The 21,102-nt window shown below is 35.2% G+C and carries 12 protein-coding genes; 5 read left to right on the top strand and 7 right to left on the bottom strand.

Features of this window, described 5'->3' with window-relative positions:
- Positions 1-14 precede the first annotated feature (14 nt).
- The 5 genes from speA to ACM9HF_RS14255 form a co-directional block, all read right to left on the bottom strand.
- Positions 15-1,928: a biosynthetic arginine decarboxylase gene (gene speA / locus ACM9HF_RS14275; RefSeq protein WP_473610029.1), complete on the bottom strand. Its 1,914-nt coding sequence runs from the start codon at positions 1,926-1,928 to the stop codon at positions 15-17.
- A 216-nt stretch (positions 1,929-2,144) separates the two neighbouring features.
- Positions 2,145-2,990 carry a mechanosensitive ion channel family protein gene (locus ACM9HF_RS14270; protein ID WP_473610026.1) on the bottom strand — a complete coding sequence of 282 codons (846 nt, stop codon included), beginning with the start codon at positions 2,988-2,990 and terminating at the stop codon, positions 2,145-2,147.
- Between the two features lie 30 nt (positions 2,991-3,020).
- Positions 3,021-3,662: an MlaC/ttg2D family ABC transporter substrate-binding protein gene (locus tag ACM9HF_RS14265; protein ID WP_473610023.1), complete on the bottom strand. Its 642-nt coding sequence runs from the start codon at positions 3,660-3,662 to the stop codon at positions 3,021-3,023.
- 367 nt (positions 3,663-4,029) lie between these two features.
- Positions 4,030-4,473: a response regulator gene (locus ACM9HF_RS14260; RefSeq protein WP_473610020.1), complete on the bottom strand. Its 444-nt coding sequence runs from the start codon at positions 4,471-4,473 to the stop codon at positions 4,030-4,032.
- A gap of 85 nt (positions 4,474-4,558) precedes the next feature.
- Entirely contained in the window at positions 4,559-5,629 is a 1,071-nt protein-coding gene (locus tag ACM9HF_RS14255; protein WP_473610016.1) for an ATP-binding protein, read from the bottom strand.
- 291 nt (positions 5,630-5,920) lie between these two features.
- Here ACM9HF_RS14255 and ACM9HF_RS14250 point away from each other — a divergent pair, with 291 nt between their 5' ends.
- The 4 genes from ACM9HF_RS14250 to mdoH all read left to right on the top strand — a co-directional run bounded on the left by ACM9HF_RS14250 (position 5,921) and on the right by mdoH (position 12,231).
- A complete protein-coding gene (locus tag ACM9HF_RS14250; protein ID WP_473610012.1) occupies positions 5,921-6,469 on the top strand; it encodes a hypothetical protein in 549 nt (182 codons plus the stop codon).
- A 49-nt stretch (positions 6,470-6,518) separates the two neighbouring features.
- Complete coding sequence (locus ACM9HF_RS14245) at positions 6,519-7,946, top strand: sensor histidine kinase (RefSeq protein WP_473610009.1); 1,428 nt, start codon at positions 6,519-6,521, stop codon at positions 7,944-7,946.
- A gap of 659 nt (positions 7,947-8,605) precedes the next feature.
- Positions 8,606-10,150 carry an OpgD/OpgG family glucan biosynthesis protein gene (locus tag ACM9HF_RS14240; RefSeq protein ID WP_473610005.1) on the top strand — a complete coding sequence of 515 codons (1,545 nt, stop codon included), beginning with the start codon at positions 8,606-8,608 and terminating at the stop codon, positions 10,148-10,150.
- Positions 10,126-12,231, top strand: a complete 2,106-nt coding sequence (gene mdoH, locus ACM9HF_RS14235; protein WP_473610001.1) for a glucans biosynthesis glucosyltransferase MdoH — start codon at positions 10,126-10,128, stop codon at positions 12,229-12,231. The genes ACM9HF_RS14240 and mdoH overlap by 25 nt, the downstream gene beginning before the upstream one ends.
- Before the next feature lie 189 nt (positions 12,232-12,420).
- Here mdoH and gorA read toward each other — a convergent pair whose 3' ends face one another.
- Both gorA and ACM9HF_RS14225 read right to left on the bottom strand, forming a co-directional pair.
- Positions 12,421-13,773: a glutathione-disulfide reductase gene (gorA, locus tag ACM9HF_RS14230; RefSeq protein WP_473609997.1), complete on the bottom strand. Its 1,353-nt coding sequence runs from the start codon at positions 13,771-13,773 to the stop codon at positions 12,421-12,423.
- 143 nt (positions 13,774-13,916) lie between these two features.
- Positions 13,917-18,473: an EAL domain-containing protein gene (locus ACM9HF_RS14225; RefSeq protein WP_473609994.1), complete on the bottom strand. Its 4,557-nt coding sequence runs from the start codon at positions 18,471-18,473 to the stop codon at positions 13,917-13,919.
- Positions 18,474-19,049: 576 nt separating this feature from the next.
- Between ACM9HF_RS14225 and prlC the strand changes: the two genes are divergently transcribed.
- Complete coding sequence (prlC, locus tag ACM9HF_RS14220) at positions 19,050-21,080, top strand: oligopeptidase A (RefSeq protein ID WP_473609990.1); 2,031 nt, start codon at positions 19,050-19,052, stop codon at positions 21,078-21,080.
- Positions 21,081-21,102 lie beyond the last annotated feature (22 nt).

The raw sequence follows: 21,102 nt of genomic DNA, 5'->3' as shown, positions 1-21,102 counted from the left end.
TTATTCGTACTCACTTATAGCTCTTCTAAATAGGTATAACCTTTCAAGCCCGCAACAAGTTCTTTATAGATACTATCGCGTTCATGGCTTGGTAATTTGCTGTCTACTAATTCTTTGTATGTTTCTTTAAACATTTCAGCATCTAAATGCACATAATCCAGCATCTCTTCAACGCTATCGCCTTCATTAATCTCTGACATGTCAATACTGCCATCTTCAGCTAGGTTAACAACAACGCTATGGGTATCACCAAATAGGTTATGCATATCGCCTAGTATTTCTTGATAAGCGCCTACTAAGAAAAATCCCATGTAATATGGTTTGTCTTCTGTCCAAGCAGGTACTAACAAAGTACTTTCAATACCTTGTCCGTCAACATAATGGTTAATAGCACCATCTGAATCACAAGTAATATCAAGTAAAACCGCGCGTTGTTTTTTCTCATTGTCTAAATGATTCAGTGGCAACACAGGGAAAACCTGATCAATACCCCAAGAATCTGGTAACGATTGAAACAATGAAAAATTAACAAAAAACTTAGCGGCTAATTTTTCAGATAATTCATCCATAATTGGTCTATGAAAACGATTTTTAGAATCCATAAGTTGATTCAATTCAAAACAAATACGTAAGTTAACTTGCTCAGCCCACGAACGTTGCTCTAAGTTAATTAAACCCAACGCAAATTGATTATGTACTTCGCTAATATCGTTTTGTGTATCGTGATATATTTCAATTAGTGCACGGTCATCATTACGCTCTTGTAATTGCTGCCACGACTCCCACATATTAATGAGTATCAACGGTACTGTTTTTACAGGCTTAGCGATTTCTTCAGGCTCATAACATTCAGCACCAATAACGTTTGAAATAAGCACAGCATGATGCGCTGTTAACGAACGTCCAGATTCAGAAATAATCATCGGCATAGGTTGATCATAGCTTTTACAAATATCACCAATGGTGTACACGATGTTATTCGCGTATTCCGCTAGGCTATAGTTCATAGAGTTATGAGACTGGCTTCTTGTGCCGTCATAATCAACCGCTAATCCACCACCCACATCCATACATGAAAGTTCAGCGCCTAATTCTCTTAATTCACAATAAAAACGCGCCGCTTCACTCACTCCTAACCTAACATCGCGAATGTTGGCAATTTGCGAGCCTAAGTGAAAATGCACGAGTTTCAATGTATGTAGTTGCTTAGCCTCTTTCAATGTATTAATTACATGCAAAATTTGAGTAGCCGATAAGCCAAATTTTGACTTTTCACCACCACTTGCTTGCCATTTTCCTTTCCCTTGCGACGCAAGTCGTACACGTATACCAAGCCTTGGTTCTACGTTTAACGCTTTAGCTTCGGCTAAAATCATTGCTAATTCAGACACTTTTTCTAAAACAATATGTACTTTATGCCCAAGCTTTTCACCGATAAGTGCTAAACGCACATATTCTCTGTCTTTGTAACCATTACAAACAATAACTGAAGACGCTTTTTGCGCTAATGCCAATACAGCTAATAACTCTGGCTTGCTACCGGCTTCTAATCCCAATTGCTTGGTTTCATGGTTAAATTGGCTCGAAATAATTTCATCAACCACTTCACGTTGTTGATTCACTTTAATTGGGTATACCAATAAATATTTTTCGTCGTAATTATAACGTTTAATCGCCTGATTAAAGGCGTCGCACAAACTATGAACACGATGATGTAAGATTTGAGGAAAACGCACTAAAGCAGGTAAAGTTAACCCTTGCTCTTGAATTTTTTCTACAATATCACTCAAATCAGCTGTAATTTCAGGACTGTCATTAATAGGTGCAACATAAACGTTACCCTTATCGTTAATCCCATAATACCCCTGACTCCAATGACGTACGTTGTAGCATGCTCTTACTGCATCGAGAGAATTGTATTCTTTCATTGAATGTTCCAAATTGTATAATTACGTAATGATAGTATTAACTATCTAGAGATAAATCGTGAAGTGGAATTTAAGGAGCTATGAGATTAAAGTCCAACAAATAATAAAGTGTTTATCGAACAATAAATTTAATCACTTGCTTGTTGGGGGAGTTATTGCAATTGGTATTCGTTAAAAAAGAATAAGGGAGCTATCATTTACCTCCCTATTTTGAATTTACTTTAGTTGTTTTTGCTGCTGATCAAACCAAAACTTCATTAAGTCAGCCGTTAATTTTTGCTCTATAGCCATTGCTCGGTCTGTTGGACAAAAAATAGTAAACAATATTTGCGTATTACCTACATCTGAAGTAGCTATGTGTATGTGAGGCTCTGGTCCTGCAATATTTATATCTAAGCGGCTTTCAATCAGTTGATTATAGCGTATGGCAACTTCTTTAAAATCGGCACAGTATTCATAAGCTTTTTTATGTAGTTCGTCTAAAAAAATAAACGGATTTACGCTGCCATCTCTAGTCACCGTAAAATGGTGCATAGCATAACGTTTTAAAAAGTTTAAGTTTTTAATCGCTGAGGTTATTAACTGACTATTGGGTAAATAAAGCGTTTTACCTGTGTATTCATAAGCATCAATATTAATTTCTAATAACGTTAATTTTGCCCAATCTGTAGAATGTACTTCGCCATAATGGTCACCTACTTGCACCCAATCACCAATACGAAATGGTCGTGTAGAAATAATATATAAAAAACCGATGAAGCATTGAATAAATTCTCTAGTTGCTAAAACTATAGCAACCACAAACGCTGCAATTGAAAAAGCGAATTTTTGAATTTCTAGCGACCAAATATTAAAAAGACCAATAATAATAAATACGGTAACCGCATTATTAACCATATTGATTTTTAATCGTTTGTTTTGTTTATCTTTGCGTTTAATAAGTTTAACTAAACTATACTTAGTGAGCATAACCAGTAAAATCAAACCGATAGAGAGTACAGCTTTGTTTTCTATTAGTACCTCAACTATTGAACTAATATTCGAACCTGTGGATAACAACATATCAAACACTTGACTAAACACCCTTAAACGCTATTGAGTTGACTCTATTTTTGCATTAATAGTTTGCAGTTTTTCTAATGTGCCAACAAGACCTACTTTAGTAATACTTGAACTTAATTCTGCTTGTTTGGTTTGTACTAAACTAATCCCTTCAATAACAATATCGAATATTTTCCAATCATCATCGGTTATTTTCATTAATTTAATTACTGCGGTATTTGTTTTATTTCGGCTTTCAATATTCAAATACACTTGCGCTATTTTACCACTTTCAGATATTGAGTTTTTATTAAATACAATTTTTTCATTGTTATAGTTACTTAATAAATTCGCATAGCTATTGATCAACTGAATTTGTAATGCTTGGATATAACTTAGCTTCATTTCTTCAGACATATCTTTAGCGTACTTACCTAAAGACTTTAAAGCGAAATAACGGGTATTTATTTCAGGTAATAAGTGTTGATTAAGTATTTTTTTTATTTGAGTGTTATTAAACTCATTACGACTCTTTAACTGAATAATTTCTTGTTCTATTGTGCCAAACGCTACTTTAACTTGCTTATCAGGTTCATTGTTTGCATCTGCTAAGGCTAACGTAGCAATAAAAATACTCAATAAGATAAAAGCTAGAGTTAAGCCATTAAGTGTCATATTAGATTTATTTTTCACGCTGTGTACTCTTGAATGATGTTGAATTGTTACTAACAATTAAAGTGCTATTGTAATAAGAACTGTTTTTATTGCTAACGCAATAATTTAGACGATTCAATCAAATTAATTGATTAAACACCTAGCGCGTGTAGACCTTTGCGGTATCTTTTTACAACAGCTAGTTGGTCATTGTGCAAGGCTTCGTTTTTAATATGCAGTATTCTACTTAAAACCGATAACGCAGCAGAAATTTCTAAACAGCGTTGCCTTACAGATTCATTTAAGCGCGATTAATTTAAATACAATTTATACCCAAAAGCTCAACACGCTCTAATACTAATTGAAATAATGTGAAAACACTCGAATTACTTTGATATAAAAATTATCACTTTGGTAACTCTGAAGTCAGCACCCAATAATAATTTAATTCTTTCATTTTTTTAGAAAATTCTTCAAACTGTAAAGGCTTAATCACATAACCACTTGCGCCGAACCGATAACATTCTTGAATATCTGGCGTGATGGTTGATGTACTGATCATAACAACCGGTATGTCACGAAGTTTTTCATCATTTTTAATTATTTTTAAGGTTTCAATTCCGCCTTGTCTCGGCATTCTAATATCTAAAAAAACAATATCTGGTCGTGGATATTTTTTAGTATCTTCGTAGGGGGGGGTATTTCTTAAATAACTAATGGCTTGCTCACCGTCCATTACATGTTCAATGGAGTTTTTGATGTTAAATTCATGAAATGCATCCATCATTAATTGCGCATGATCTACATTATCTTCAACCATTAACGCTGAAATAGGTTTTAAGTTATTCAATATATATCCCTTATATTAAAAATGAGCTGTTAATTAATCAACTTAGTATCATTACTACAAAACAGACTTACAAGGTCAACAGACCCTAACCATCCCTTAAAAAATTAATTATAAAACGACTCCCTACGCCTAACTCTGATTCAACCTGTATGCTCCCACGATGGTGTTCTATCACCTGTTTCACAATACTTAAACCTATGCCAGAACCTGGGTACTTACTTTTATCTGCAAGCCTTGTAAAAGGGGTAAACATTTCTTTTGTTTTTAATGGGTCGAAACCAATACCGTTATCTTGTATAGATATACTCACAATACGCCCGTTCTCTATTGAGGACAAGGTGATATTAGGAACTCTTTCGTTGAACTTAATACTATTATTGATCAAGTTATGAAAAAGAAGATGAATTAAACCTGCATTACCTTGAATAACCGGAAGAGGATTATCGATGTTAAGTATAAAATCGGTCTCTGTTGACTCCTTTAGTGATTCAGCGACGCCATTTACTATCTCGGTTAAGTCAATCAATTCAAAAGATTTTTTTGCAGAACCCACTAATAAATACTGCTGAAGGCTATAGATCAATTGATGAATGGCCGTTGTACTGGTATTTAAATATTTAAACCAGTTTTTTTCATCAGGTGTTAGAGTAACTCTAGCCTCTAAATCAGTTTTTAAAATATCAGAAATCAATTTAATATGATTTATTTGGCCATTAAAGTCATGAGAAAGGCTAGCACAAAATGCCTTCATATTCTTATTATGCTCTTCAATACTTTGCTGATGCCGCCACCTTTCAATTGCATAGCGACAAGTCCGATATAACAACGGGGGTGATATATCATTTTTAGGAATGTAATCTTGTATACCTTGGTTTAATAAGTCTTTGGCAATTTGTAAATTATTAAGCGAGGTCAAAATAATAATAGGCAGAGAAAAATGTTTAGAACCTAACCATTCTATCGTTTCCTCTATCTTCGAATCAGGTAATTGCAAATCACACAAACAAACATCAAACTCTCCATCCAACAACATGGATTTACCCAATTGTGCGGTATCGGCTGACGATATTTTAACGCGTACATCTTCTATTAAATTCAAAGCATCTTCGATCAATTCTCGATGATCTGGATTATCTTCAATAATAAGTACTTTCAAAATGGTATTCCTTGTCGAGATAACTTACTCATTTAAATAAAAGGTGCCTAGCTCAATTAACCTCATTAAAACTAAAGTAAGCTATACTTGAAATCATTCAAAGTAATGACTCTCTTTAATAACAAGATATGGTCTTGAATATAATTTTTATTATAAAAATTCATATATTTATTGTAGATAATATGCGCACTAGCCTAGCATCGAATTTAGTAAATAGAATTAAAAACTTCTATAGTTATTTGTAGTTGATAAAATCACAATAAGCCAATAAATGTTAATTAAGGAACAGATATGCACGATTGGTTACAACAATTTATTAATCCTTCATTCATGCCACATGGACACTGTTATTTATGGCGTTCAGATATACTATGGACACATGTTTTATCTGATGCTGCAATTGGTATAGCCTACTATCTGATCCCCCTCGTGTTAGCTATTTTAATTTACAAAAGAAAGAACGCTTTACCTCACAAAGAACTTTTTGCGCTATTTATTGCGTTTATTTTCTTCTGTGGCACCACACATTTTGTACAAATATACGTTACCTGGTTTCCTATGTACGAATATCAAGGATGGCTGAAAGCCCTAACTGCATTTACCTCAATATTAACCGCATTTGTTCTTGCTCCTAAACTTCCGCAACTTATTCGACTATCAAGTGTTGAGGAAGATTACCAACAAAATTTAGCCGAACTAAAAACGTTAAAAAAACAAAATGAATTAATGAGCTCTATTTATTCTGTAACACTTAACAGAGAAGAAAATATTATTGAGTTAAAAAAAGAAGTTAACAAACTCATGCTTGAACTTGGTCGTGACGCACGATATTCAACTTAAACACTATTTTTAACAAAAATAAGTAGGTATTTATGCCTTTGATTAAACAATGAAAACCAAAAACATATTACTGTGGACGATATTAGTATTTTTCTTCACACTTGAAGTACTCATCACCTTTGACTTTATTGCTCAAGAAAAAGAGTTGGATAAAACACGAGCAAAGGTATATCAAACAATCCTTCAATTACAAAATCAAATTGGTTACGTTGGTCTTATTCATAATTTTAAAAACTACATGCTAAGACCAAAAAATACTGAATATAGAGACAACGCGATAGAAAACTATTCGCGAGCATCAAAACAAGTAGATACACTGGAAACACTTGGAACAAGTATTTTAGGTAAGTTAGCAATGCCCCATACAAAAGGTATGTTACTCGCCTATAAAAATAGGTTAGATACCTTACCTGAATTAATACAAAAAAATGTCTCTGCTCGTGAACTAGACAAATACGTTAAATACAACGATATTCCTTCCCGTGACGAAATAGAAGCCGTTTCAAAACAGCTCTCTGTTGCTTTAAACGCTAAATCCTTAACTATATTCAACAATAGTCTAAGAAGTGGTTTTATTATTCTAGCTGCATTAATGGTGACATTAATTGCTATAGTGCATTTTTGGATTAAAGATCAACGAGTAGCACTAATAAAAAGCAAAGCATTAAACAAAAAACTACACAATAATAAACTTGATATTGAACGCTCTCAAAAAGTTTTACTCAATATTATGCAAGATATTGACAACGAAAAAAAAGCAGCATCTCTACTCAATGAGCAATTAATAAATAAAAATAAAGAAATGGAGCAGTTTATCTATACCGTATCCCATGATCTTAAATCCCCCCTCGTTACAATTGCTGGTTTCTCTAATAACCTAGCAACAGAACTATCCGCACAATTAACAGAAAAACAACAGTACCGATTCAAGCGAATAATAGAAAATGTTAACAATATGGAAACTCTTTTAGGTGACTTATTAGAGTTATCAAAAATAGTGCAACAAGCAATAATATTAGAAGATGTTGATGTAAATACAGTATTAGAAGAACAATTATTAGTACTTGAAAGCACTATTATTGAAAACAAGGCGATTATTAATATTGCCGATAACCTACATACAATTAACGCAAATTACCGACTATTTTCAGAAGTCGTATTAAACCTACTAAGTAATGCCTTAAAGTACAGAGAACCTACTCAGCAATTAATTATTGATATTTATACTACGCAAGCAAAAGCCACAACAACCCTACATATAAAAGATAATGGAACGGGTATTGATCCTAAATATCACAAACTTGTTTTTGGTATTTTTGAAAGACTTTCAACAAATGAAGGAACAGGTGTTGGGCTAACCATTGTAAGAACCATAATGGACAAACATAAAGGCAAAGTGTCATTAGAATCAAAACTCGGCGAAGGTTGTTGTTTTTCGGTAGAATTTCCTAATAATGTAGAAATGAATGATAGTTAATACTAAACAATAGAATCTAAAGATTACTTTTACTTCAACTGTTTATCGAAGAGTAATTAACCGGCCACTTCTTTGCATTATTCAGTCAATCGAATAAAGCGTATAACGAGCTATGTTAAAGTGTTCATTATTTTTGCTAGGCAAGTCAGGAAACATGTTCCAGATAATTAGCGCTTACCCGTCCTAAAAGAAAGTAGTGTGTAAATATTTCACATAGTTATGAAAAACATACTCAACCATTGCTCCAGTTACACACAGAAAATCTCCACAAAATACAAACCTACATGACTTAACCACACATCAATCGCCAGCGAAAATAAGGGGACTAAGCGAGTTATTCCCTAATAATTATCTTATGGTTAATATCGGTACAAGTTCTGCATTATCAAGATATATACCCGTTATCATAAAGGATAACGTCGTTACTGATACTGCAATTAGCAGTAAAAATTCCTTGTTATGCGAATAAATTTCAACATTAAAAAATAATTAACGTGTTATTTAGATAATATTTCTTTATATTTGCGACCTTTTATCTATAAATCAGTAAATTACTGCAATTTATTATCCCGAGTTCGGGTTGATTTATTATTACGTACTGACAATTAAATAATATTTATCAACTCAATATCAGTTAATCAATGTAAAAAGGAATAACTTTGAAAAAGCGAATCAATTTGTTAGCGGCACTAGCCGCACTAGCAATAACGTCCTCTTATAATGTATTGGCACAAAACGATACAAATAAAGTTCAAGAAGCTAAACAGAAACAAGAACGCCCTACTTATCGCTTTGACCGAGAATGGCTCAAAAATAAAGCAAAAGAGTTTGCGTCTCAAGATTATCAATTACAACGGATACCTGAAGATAACCCATTAAGTAAAATGAGTTACGACGAATATAAAAAAATACAGTTTGAACGTGGTGCGACTATATGGTCTCGTGAAGATCGTAATTTTAGGCTTACACCTCTTCATCCAGGTTTTTTGTTTAAAACTCCCGTTAAATTGAATTTAGTCGTTGGTGGTATTTCTCGCCGCATTTTATATACAACCGATATTTTTAATTACAATGACGAACTTCAAGATATTAAAAAATCAGAAGCTAAAGGTTATTCAGGCTTCAGCGTTACTCATCCTATAAATACACCGACAAAGTGGGATGAATTTATGGTTTTTCAAGGAGGCACGTATTTTAGAGCGGTTGGAGAGTCAAATTGGTATGGATTATCTGCGCGGGGTTTAGCAATTAATACAGCAAAACCGTCTGGTGAAGAGTTTCCAGAATTTACTGAGTTTTGGATTGAGCGCCCGAGTAAAAAGAACAAATATTTAATTGTTCATGCCTTAATGCAAAGCCCCTCTGCCACTGGCGCTTTTACTTTTACCGCATCTCCAGGGAAAAACACGGAAATAAAAGTAGAAAGCGTTATTTTTCCTCGTAAAGACATACCTTCTTTTGGTGTAGCACCATTAACCTCTATGTTTTTATTTAACCCTATCAATACCACTCGATTCGATGACTTTCGCCCAGCGGTTCATGATTCTGATGGCTTGTTTATGATAAAAGGTAACGGCGAAAAATTATGGCGACCACTAGCAAACCCTCGTCGTTTAGAAGTATCCGTATTTGAAGATGATGCTATTAAAGGTTTTGGGTTAATGCAACGCAGTCGTAAATTTACCAACTTTGAAGATATAGAAGCACATTATCAAAAAAGACCATCGGCTTGGGTTACTCCTATATCTGATTGGGGTAAAGGTCATGTTGAATTAATTGAAATTCCAACAAATGCGGAAATTCACGATAACATTGTGGCTTTTTGGCAACCTAAAGAACCTTTAAAAGCAGGTGAAGAACGCTCTTTTTCTTACAAAGTATCTTGGGGAAACTCAGTGCCAGCAGAATTACATGACGGTCGAATTGTAGCTACCGCTTCTGGGCGTGCTCTTGGTTCTAATACTGTTCGTGACTTTGTTATAGATTATGAAGGAAAAAACATTCCCACAGATATGATCATAAATGCTTCAAGTAGTACCGGAAAAATTGTAGGGACTATCAGTAAAGTCATTCCTGAAAATGGTCATTTAAGAGTAGTTGTTAAGTTTGAAGCCGGTGAACAAGACGTTTCTGAACTGAGAGTTTCGTTAACAAATAAAGATAAGCAATGGGGTGAAACATGGCTTTACCGATGGACACGATAAACTTGAAAGACCAAGCGATACCACCCGAAGCAAAACTAAATATGCCAGCACAAGATTTTAAAAAAAACCTTAATGTGAAACATCGCTGGCAGGGATGGAGAGCTATTGTAGCTCGACTTATCACTTTTGGCGGCGCGTTATCGTTAACCGGATACGCAACTTATCAAATGGTATTAATTGTTTCTGAAGGAATGGTTACCGCACTTCAATGGGCGATGGTAAGTTTGTTTGCTATAACATTTGTTTGGATTGCATTAGCGGCATGTGCTGCAGTGTGTGGCTTTGTTTTTTCTGGTAAATCTCAGTTTAAAAAAAGAGCGAGCATTTCCGGTAAAAAAACGGTTCTTTTAATGCCTACATATAATGAAGATCCTAGTGAAACATGTGCCGCTCTATATAGTATGGGTGAAAATATTGCAGCAGAAGGACTAGGAGATTTGTTTGAAATATTTATCATTTCTGATTCTAATAACCCTGATGTATGGGTTAAAGAAACGGCCGCTGTTCAACGGTTAAAAAATGCTTTGGCTGGTAAAGTTAATGTTTGGTATCGAAGACGTCATGATAACAAAGCCAAGAAAGCGGGCAATGTTCATGAATTTGTTAGCCGCTGGGGCGCACGTTACGACTATATGTTAGTGCTTGATGCAGACAGCCTACTCTCTGTAGATACATTAAAAACGTTGATGGAAGAAATGGCCACTGATGACAATAGCGGTATTATTCAAACCCTACCGTGCTTATATCGTGGTGATACCTTGTTTGCACGATTACAACAGTTTGCGGGGACTATTTATGGTCCCATTGTGGCGCGTGGCGTAACGGCTTGGCAAGGAGACGATGGTAATTATTGGGGGCATAATGCGATTATTCGTGTAAAAGCTTTTGCTGACACAGCCGGCTTACCCACTCTGGGCGGTATTAAACCTTTTAAAGGTGATATTTTATCTCATGATTTTGTTGAAGCTGCGCTCATGCGAAGAGCGGGTTGGTCGGTGAGAATGCTGCCTGAACTAAAAGGCTCTTGGGAAGAAAGCCCGCCTAGTTTATCTGATGTTGCTATTCGTGACCGACGTTGGGCACAGGGAAATATTCAGCATTTAGCCGTATTAAAAGCTAAAGGACTTCGCTGGCCTAATCGTTTTCATATGATAACAGGCGTTATGGGATATATGGCCTCGCCATTTTGGTTAGCACTAATTTTAGTCGGTATTGTTATGGCAATACAAATACACTATGTCAATATTGAATACTTTACCGACGAATATTCGCTATTTCCGAACTGGCCGCTGTTTGATTCTGAACGCATGCTTTTACTGTTTATGTTTACTATGGGTATATTATTAGTACCTAAAGCATTAGGCTTATTAAGAGCTTTTTTTCATAGCCCGTTACGTAAACCTCTTGGTATTATTAGGCTTACGCTAGGCGCTATTGTTGAAATGTTTTTTTCAATTCTCTATGCCCCTATTTTTATGCTGATTCACAGTAAACATATTTATGATATTTTTAGAGGCCGTGATTCAGGCTGGGCTACTCAGCAACGACAATACAAAGGAGCGCCTTGGGGGTTGTTATGTAAGCAGCACTTTTGGCATACCGTTATAGGGGTATGTATTACCGCTGTTTTGTATTATTACTCACCTATGTTGCTCGTGTGGTTATCACCTACGGTAATTGGCTTAGTTTTTTCTATTCCATTATCCGCGCTAAGTGGTAGTAGAACATTAGCAAAAATGTTTCGTTTCTTTGGTATTTTAAATATACCAGAAGAAGTGAAAGAGTTACCTATTATGCTGCAGCGCGATAAATTTTCTGAAGCTTTACAAAAAAATATTGAACATCTTGATATTGCTGCATTACTAAATAATAACGATCTTCAACAAGCACATTTTAATATGGTAGGACAGGCACCCGAACCTAAACGAGGCCAACCTAATATAAATAAAATAAGTGCTGAATATAAAATTAATGATGCAAACCTACAGCAAGAAGCGCTTGATTGGTTTACTAAGCAAGAATTAATGGAAGTGCTATGTGAACCTTTATTATTAAAAAAGTTAGCGTTAAAAGTGGCTTAACACTTTTATACCCGTTACCAATCAAGAGGCTATTTCAGAGTGCATCTTGAATGATAACGGGTATATACCAAGTCCATTAAATTTTTATCACTTAGCGAAAGTTAAAAAGCCAGTTACATAAGTAACTGGCTTTTAAATTTGTAATAATTCATCCAAATTTCAAAAACTACCGTTTAGCTTTCTAAAAAGCTACATAGTGACAAATTCTTCGGCAGAGGTAGGGTGTATTGCAATAGTATTATCAAAGTCAGCTTTAGTTGCGCCCATTTTCATCGCTACAGCAAAGCCTTGTAATAGCTCATCACTACCAAAACCGATACTATGAATACCGACAATTTTTTCTTCTTTACCTACGCAAACAAGCTTCATGCGTGTTGGATCGCGGTAGTCTTCAGTGATCGCCTGATATAAAGCTGTAAATTGAGAGTTATATACTTTTACGTTTGCTTCGCCATGTTCAGCAATCGCTTCTTTTTCACTTAAACCTACAGTACCAATAACCGGATGGCTAAATACTACCGTAGCAATGTTTGAATAATCTAAATGCTCGTCGGGCTTGTTGTTAAATAAACGTTCACATAAACGACGACCTGCAGCTACAGCAACAGGAGTAAGTTGAGCACGACCTGTGTTATCGCCTACGGCATAAATACCATTTACATTGGTATTTTGGTACTTGTCAGTTGGTATAAAACCACGCTTGTCTAATTCGATTCCTGTCGCTTCAATGTTGATATTGTCGGTTGCAGGTTCGCGGCCAATCGCCCAAATCAGTTTTTCTACAGGACCAACTGATTTACCATTTTCTAGATGAACGGTAATTTGGCCATCGTCATGTTTTTCAATTCGGCTCGGTGTACTGTTGATATGTAATGTTGGTCCATGTTTCGCCATTTGTTCAACAAGAGTATCACTTAGCATTTCATCAAAAGCGCGTAGTGGTTTTTCTTTTCTTACTAATAAATGGGCATCTGTACCTAATGCATGAAAAACGCCAGCTAGCTCAACGGCTATATAACCTGCGCCAATTACAGCAACGCTTTTAGGTTGTTCTGTTAATGCAAAAAATCCATCTGAATCTATGCCGTATTCTGCACCTTCAATATTTGGAATACTTGGGCGACCACCTGTTGCAATAGTAATATGGTCGGCTGTGTATAATTCACCATTAACTTCTACGGTGTTTTTATTAACAAACTTCGCGAAACCATCAATTACGGTAACATCATTTGCATCAAAACCGCGTTGATAAGCGGCATGAATACGTTCGATGTAAGCTTCTCTATTTTTAACAAGTGTAGCCCAGTCAAAGCCTTGTAATGGCGCTTTAAAACCAAAGTCTGCTGAATAGTTAAGTGCATCAGCAATTTGTCCTGCATACCACATGGCTTTTTTAGGCACACAGCCCACATTGACACAAGTTCCACCAATATATTTGGCTTCAATAACCGCCGCTTTTTTGCCTAATTTTGCTGCACGATTAGCAGATGCAATACCGCCACTGCCGCCACCAATAGAAATGTAATCAAAATGTTGAGTCATGAGTGCCTCGATAAGTAAATTTAAATAAGTAAACTGTGCAGACCGAAAAAATAAGAAAACACTTTCCAATTAGAATCAGTTACACGGTATAAGGTAAATGGGTACGTTATGTAAAATATTCAAGTACTCTATATTTCTTAACATCATTGCCGACCATTATGTGTTAATAAATATTGAGTTATACCCACTTCATCCATAGGTCGGCTAAATAAATACCCTTGAATATTATGACACTGATGCATGATTAAATAACTGAGTTGTTCTTTTGTTTCAACACCTTCAGCAATACATGTCATGTTAAGTCGTTTAGCTAACACTATTGTTGCATCTACAATCGCTTCATCTTTATCGTCTACGCCAATACCAGAAATAAATGAACGATCTATTTTAATAACTTGTAGTGGCAGTTGTTTGAGATAAGAGAGTGATGAGTAGCCCGTTCCGAAATCATCTAAGGCCATTAAAATCCCTAAATCCGATAAAGCGTTCATTGTATTTATCGCTTTTTTAGGTTCAGCGATTAATGCACTTTCAGTAACTTCTAATTTTATTGCACTTGGCGGTAAATCGTATTTTTGAAGTTGCGCTTTAATAAATGAATATAAATCATCATTTACAAAATGATATGGAGATATATTTATTGATAAAAAAAGATCTTTGCTTTGCTTTCTCCACGCTACTAATTCTCGCAAACCACGTTCAACAGCCTGTTCTGTAATGGCAATAATCAAGCCTAACTCTTCTGCTTTGGGAATAAAAACTAAAGGTGAAATAAGGCCATCTTTACTTTGCCAACGCATTAACAGCTCTAAACCAATTGTTTTATCAAGTAATGTATTAATAATAGGTTGGTAATAATTAATTAACTCTTGATTGAATATTGCTTGTTTTAAATTAGACTCAACCTGTAATCTTGCTGTAGCTTCTTGATTCATTCGCTCAGTAAAAAACTGATACGTATTTCTACCTAACTGTTTAGAGTAGTACATTGCAACATCAGCATGATGGAATAATTCATCTGAATTTTTCGCATCGTCTGGGTATAAAGCAATACCTATACTCGCTCCTACACTCACGATATTATCATTCAAATTAACAGGCTCACCAATGGTTGCTATCATTTTTTGAGCAATTTGGCTAAGTTGCGCTGCTCCTTTAAAATATTCAAGTAAAACCACAAATTCATCTCCACCTATACGTGCAACAGTATCCTTTGCTCTTAAAATAGAATTGAGTCTTATGGTAATTTCTTTGAGTAACAGGTCTCCGTAATCATGACCTAAGCTATCATTTATCTGCTTAAATTTATCTAAATCAATAAAGAAAAGTGCGATAGATGTTTTCTTTTTTTGTGAGTAATCCATTGCATTTTGAATACGCTCTAATAAAAAAGACTTATTCGGTAAATTGGTTAAATGATCGTAATTAGCTAAATAGCGTAATTCTTTTTCTGCCGTTTTTTGTGCGGTAATATCAGTAAAAACACAAATGTAGTGAAGCTGATTATTCGTTTCATTTCGGCTAACCGTTATATTTAAAATAACATGGTAGTCTACAAGGTTGCTTATCGAGATTCGTTCTTCTCCTCTCCAATGCTCACCTTCTTTTAATGATGTAAAAACTTCTCGATATTTTCTCTGCTGATCTTTATTAAAACCAAAGAGTTCATTATTAAAATCAAATTCATCTTGTTCCCAACCAAAAACGTCACATAATGATTGATTTGCTGTTACTCTGCTAAAGTTTTCACTGATAATAAGCACCCAATCTTTGGTGTGTTTAAAGGCGTCGCCATAATAAAGTGCACGTTCTTTTGCAGCTTTACTTTCAGTAATGTTTGTATATGCCCCTGTTACCCGACAAGGCGTACCATCATTATAAAATTCGACAATTTTCCCTAAGTCTTTATACCAAAACCATTGACCACTTTCACTTTTAAGTCGGTAAGTACAATTGAAATTATTTTCAGGGCTTTTTTGATTTAAAAATAACTGCCAGCGCGCAACAAAGTTTTCTTGATCATCAGGATGAATAAGAGCAACATGCTCGTCAAACGAGTACGAATCGCTGTAGTTTTCTAATCCCAACTCTTGAACCGCCCGCTTCGCAAAGATTAAATTGTTATATGCTTGCCAGTCCCATACTTCACTATCACTACCAATCAGCGCTAACTGTAACCGGTTTTCTCGATATTTAACTTCTTCATGTATGCTAAGCAGCTCTATTCTTTGTTTTTTGCGTTTAAATAACCACACACCAATAAACGCTAAGCTCAAAATAACATAAATAAAATAAGCTAAAGGCGATGCCCAAGGCGCATAACTCACTGAAAAAACAATACGTGTTGGTTCTGAATATAGCCCAGTTACGGATGACTTAACTCTTGCCTCAAGCGTATGAGTACCTGAAACTAATGTAGGAAACGTAATACTGTTTTCGCTAGTAAGTGGGTACTCAACATCATCATGCCCCATCAGTTTAAACTGGTATTTAATATCGTTGTTTCTACCAAACGTAAACGCTGAAAAATCTATTCTAATACCTACGTCGTCATAATTTAGGGAGATCTCTTGATTAGATTCAACAATTAAAGGTACATTTAATTCTCTTGATAAGGCGTTTACATGAGTGACTCTCACTTGAAAAGAATCATGGGATTGTACTTTTTTAAATTCCAAAGGATCAAAAAGGCTTACGCCTGACATACCACCATAAGCGAACATGTTTTCTTTAACAATACTGCCAGCACCGCCATTAAATTCTTTATTTACCAAGCCATCTTTTACGCCAAAATTTCTAAAATAATGATCTTTTCCGTCCATTAAAAAAAGACCATCATGGCTTGAGAACCAAATATCACCATCGAGATCTATTTGTAAATTATAAATATTATTATCAATGGGGGAATTACTGTTTGAATAATGGTAAGTTGACTTAAAATCAGGAAGCGATAAACCAATAAGACCTTTACCCACAAAGCTTAGCCACAATGTTTGATTATTATCTACAACCCAATTATCAATATAAGACCATTCTGAAATATTGGTTCTAGGGTGTTGATAAAGTAGCTGAGATTGTCTGGTGGTTATATCAAACGCCCACAATGAATCATTATTTGAAAATAACAACATTGTGCTATTAGGTAAAAAACCCAGCAGATTATTAACATCCTGCTTCACGCTTTTATAATGTTTATCTAAAGTTACATCAAAAACTTGCTCTACCATTAATTCATCAATAACAACTTTAAATATACCTTGCTGATTGGCTAGCCATAGTACATTTTTTTCATCTACGAAAAAATTAACTATTTCAGTATTAAACAAGTTGTTTATTTCTTCTGAGAAAGCATTAGGTACAATTTCACGCGTTGCAACGTCAAATACGTTTACCCCTTGAAAAGTGCCAAGTATCAGATAGTGATTAAAATAGGCCATTTGAAAAATATGACTTTCGCCATAAAGTTCTTTTCGATTTTGTACTGCTAAATAAGATGTCACCTTGTTAGTGGCATCATTAACTAAATTTAATCCATTACTGGTGGCAACCCAAAACAAATCTTTATTTTCATGATGCGGTAATATTTTCCATATTTCGTTATAACTTAAACTTTCAAGATCCTTTTGATTATAACGATAATTAGTGACTAACTCTGTTGACGGGTTCCACAAATACACCCCCGAAGAATTAGTACCTAACCAAAACATACCATTACGGTCTTTGGTCATAGAGCGAATAATATTGTCGGAAGCATAATCAAATGCTTCCGTAAAACCAAATAAGTGACTCAGCTTATTTTCTTGTAAAGAAATAACCGACAAACCTTGGTGGCTAGCTACATAGAGCTGTTCACCATCTTGATAAAACTGCCATATTGATATTCCGTTAGCTAATGTCTGATAGTAAGGTAAATCTTCATCTTGCAGAAAAAAGGCATCAATACTACTAATGTCTAGCACTAAAGCGCTTATATAAGTGCCTATATATAGCTTGTTTTGATGAGCATGTAACTGATAAACCTGTGACTCTTTCGTGGCGGCTACACTTTGTCCTTTACTACCAATATCTGGTAATTTTTTCCATCGTTTTTGAATAGTGTGATAAACAAAAAGTCCCATATCAGTCGCTAAAAATAAATAATCATTATTGATAACTATGTGATGTATCCAATTCTCATTGATTAATTCAAGCGACAGGTCTAATACCTCTACGGCCTTATTTTCTGTTTTTTTAAAGGTAAATATTTTTTTAGAAGAAGAGATCCAAAACGTATTGTCGTCTTCAAGTACATGAGAGATATATTCATTTTTATTGAGTAAAGATTGAGCAACAATAAGCTGGTATTGATTGGTTTTAGAGTTGTAAGTATAAATACCTTGGTCTAATACGTTTATCCATAAAAGCCCTGCTGAATCTTCAAGTAGCACTCTTATTTCAAATGAATCAAAATCCCCTTCAGGTCCTTTTAACGTTTTAAAAGAATAACCATCGTAAATATTTATGCCACTTTCGGTTCCTAACCACATAAAACCGTTAGAATCTTGCAACAAAGAATTAACTGTACCTTGTGATAACCCCTCATCAACACTTAGCTGAGACAAACTTAAATTTTTAACATTCGCATATAGTTCATTAGGCAATAAACCATTGATGATTAAAATAATAAATAAAAAATAACGTGTTTTTAAATGTTTCAGCATACAACCCATATTTTGTCAGTATTTATAAAAAATTCCATTTCCCAAAATAAATAAAATAATTTTTAATAAAGACTTCGAAATGACTTACTCCTTTCTACCACACAATTCTTTTTTATAGCAAACCACAATGTAAAAAAAACCAAAATTATCAATACCCGTTGCCCTAAATTGATATCGCTCAAGCATTCTGAAATACACATCTTGATTGGTAATGGGAATATACCCGTTACCATTCAAGATGCAGGTTTCAGTGGGAACTAAAAACAATTTAGGCACAGATTTCATGTTCCAGACGAAATCTAAGTACATACATCCATGTATGCAAGGCATTAACTTTAGTCATGGTTATTCTCGGTAACTGCTCCTGCGTTACCCTAATGTCCTACATCCGTGTAGGAATCTGACTAAAGTTAATAAGCCCCATAAATTGTTTTTAGACCCATCGAAGAAGCGCTTGAGTGGTAACGGGTATATACTTAGCTCTATATTCAAAGTTTTAAATTTTGTTATAAACCTTGAAATATGCTCCTCGAGTAATTACATATACCCTACTACTAATCACATAGGTCGTCACTTATGGCACATTCATTACCCGTATTCTCAGAAATTTTACCAAAAGACATTAAATCTAACGTTGAACAAGCCATCAACAATTGTAAAAAAGTGATTGAAGATGTGCTCTCCTCAACCTCAGAATACACGTGGAAAACCTTAGTTGAACCTATTGATGATGTTGACGATACCTTAGGTAAATTGTTTTCACCTATTTCGCACATGAACTCTGTAGTCAGTAGTGATGAACTCAGAGAGGCTTATGAATCATGTTTACCTTTACTATCTGAATACGGTACTTTTGTTGGTCAACACAAACCTCTTTATAAAGCTTACCAACAACTGGCCAACAGTGAGCACTACAAAACCCTGAATACAGCTCAAAAAAAAGTGATCGATAATGCTTTACGCGATTTTACATTATCAGGTATCGCATTAGCAGATGAACAACAAAAACGTTATGGCGAAATTGCCACACGTTTGTCAGATCTAAGCTCACAATTTAGTAACAACGTATTAGATGCTACCCAAGCGTTTACCGTAAATATAACTAACGAAGAGGAGCTCTCAGGATTACCAGAAAGTGCGAAAGAAGCAGCCAAAGCACTCGCCGCTGAACAAAATTTATCTGGCTGGTTGTTTACCCTAGATTTTCCAAGTTATTTACCAGTAATGACCTACTGCGACAACCGCGAATTACGTGAAAAAATATACACAGCTTTTGCTACCAGAGCTTCAGATCAAGGACCCAATGCGGGAGAATTTGATAACAGCTCAAATATGCTTGAAATATTAAACCTTCGTCATGAACTTGCCCAATTATTAGGTTTTAATAACTACGCTGAAAAATCTATTGAAACTAAAATGGCCTCACAAACCAGCCAAGTTATTCAATTTTTAGAAGACTTAGCCGCTAAATCTAAAAGCCAAGGCGAAGCCGAACTTGCTGAACTTACCGAGTTTGCTAAAACGGTTGATGCATCAGCAACCGATCTTCAAGCGTGGGATTTAGCCTATTACGGCGAAAAGCTCAAACAAGAAAAATACTCAATCTCCGACGAAGAATTACGCCCTTATTTCCCTGAAAACAAAATTGTTGCTGGTTTATTTCAAGTGGTTCACAAACTATTTGGTTTAACTATTACCGAATGTAACAATATTGATACTTGGCATAAAGACGTTAAGTTTTATGACGTGTTTGATTCAAACAACAACTTACGCGGTAGCTTTTATTTAGACTTATACGCACGTGCTAAAAAACGTGGTGGCGCTTGGATGGACGACTGCATAGGTCGTAGAGAGTTGCCTAACGGTAACATTCAACTCCCAGTCGCTTACCTAACCTGTAACTTTAACAAACCTGTTGGCGATAAACCGGCGTTATTCACTCACGACGAAGTAGTCACCTTATTCCATGAGTTTGGTCATGGCCTTCACCACATGCTTACGCAAATTAATGCTAGTGGCGTATCGGGTATCAACGGCGTTCCGTGGGATGCGGTAGAATTACCTAGTCAATTTTTAGAAAATTGGTGTTACGAACCTGAAGCACTCGCCTTTATGTCGGGTCATTATGAAACAGGCGAACCCTTACCAAAAGAAATGTTAGACAAAATGCTAGCCGCTAAAAACTTTCAATCGGCTATGCAAATGCTTCGTCAATTAGAATTCTCGTTATTTGATTTTAAAATGCATTTAAACTTTGATGCTTCAAAAGATAACACCAACTACATTCAAAACATTTTAGATGAAGTAAGGGCCGAATATTCAGTAACAAAAGCTCCTAGCTTTAATCGTTTTCAACATGGTTTTGGTCATATATTTGGTGGCGGATACGCTGCAGGCTATTACAGCTATAAGTGGGCTGAAGTATTATCTGCTGATGCGTTTTCAAGGTTTGAAGAAGAAGGCGTATTCAACCAACAAGTAGGACACGACTTTTTAACTAATATTCTTGAAAAAGGTGGTTCACAAGAACCTAGCGAACTATTTAAAGCTTTTAGAGGTAGAGAGCCAAGTATCGACGCGCTACTTCGTCATAGTGGTATTCTTTAAAGGTACGCGCTAAAAGTTAAAT

This window comes from Colwellia sp. RE-S-Sl-9 (assembly GCF_048296855.1).
Lineage (GTDB): Bacteria > Pseudomonadota > Gammaproteobacteria > Enterobacterales > Alteromonadaceae > Pseudocolwellia.
Note: the sequence above shows the minus strand (reverse complement) of the source record. Positions and strands in the feature narration are given on the sequence as shown.

What these genes read in the sequence shown, in the direction of transcription:
- speA (WP_473610029.1), bottom strand. Translation starts at nt 1,928, where the DNA reads ATGAAAGAATACAATTCTCTCGATGCAGTAAGAGCATGCTACAACGTA.
- ACM9HF_RS14270 (WP_473610026.1), bottom strand. Translation starts at nt 2,990, where the DNA reads ATGTTGTTATCCACAGGTTCGAATATTAGTTCAATAGTTGAGGTACTA.
- ACM9HF_RS14250 (WP_473610012.1), top strand. Translation starts at nt 5,921, where the DNA reads ATGCACGATTGGTTACAACAATTTATTAATCCTTCATTCATGCCACAT.
- ACM9HF_RS14245 (WP_473610009.1), top strand. Translation starts at nt 6,519, where the DNA reads ATGAAAACCAAAAACATATTACTGTGGACGATATTAGTATTTTTCTTC.
- mdoH (WP_473610001.1), top strand. Translation starts at nt 10,126, where the DNA reads ATGGCTTTACCGATGGACACGATAAACTTGAAAGACCAAGCGATACCA.
- gorA (WP_473609997.1), bottom strand. Translation starts at nt 13,773, where the DNA reads ATGACTCAACATTTTGATTACATTTCTATTGGTGGCGGCAGTGGCGGT.
- ACM9HF_RS14225 (WP_473609994.1), bottom strand. Translation starts at nt 18,473, where the DNA reads ATGCTGAAACATTTAAAAACACGTTATTTTTTATTTATTATTTTAATC.
- prlC (WP_473609990.1), top strand. Translation starts at nt 19,050, where the DNA reads ATGGCACATTCATTACCCGTATTCTCAGAAATTTTACCAAAAGACATT.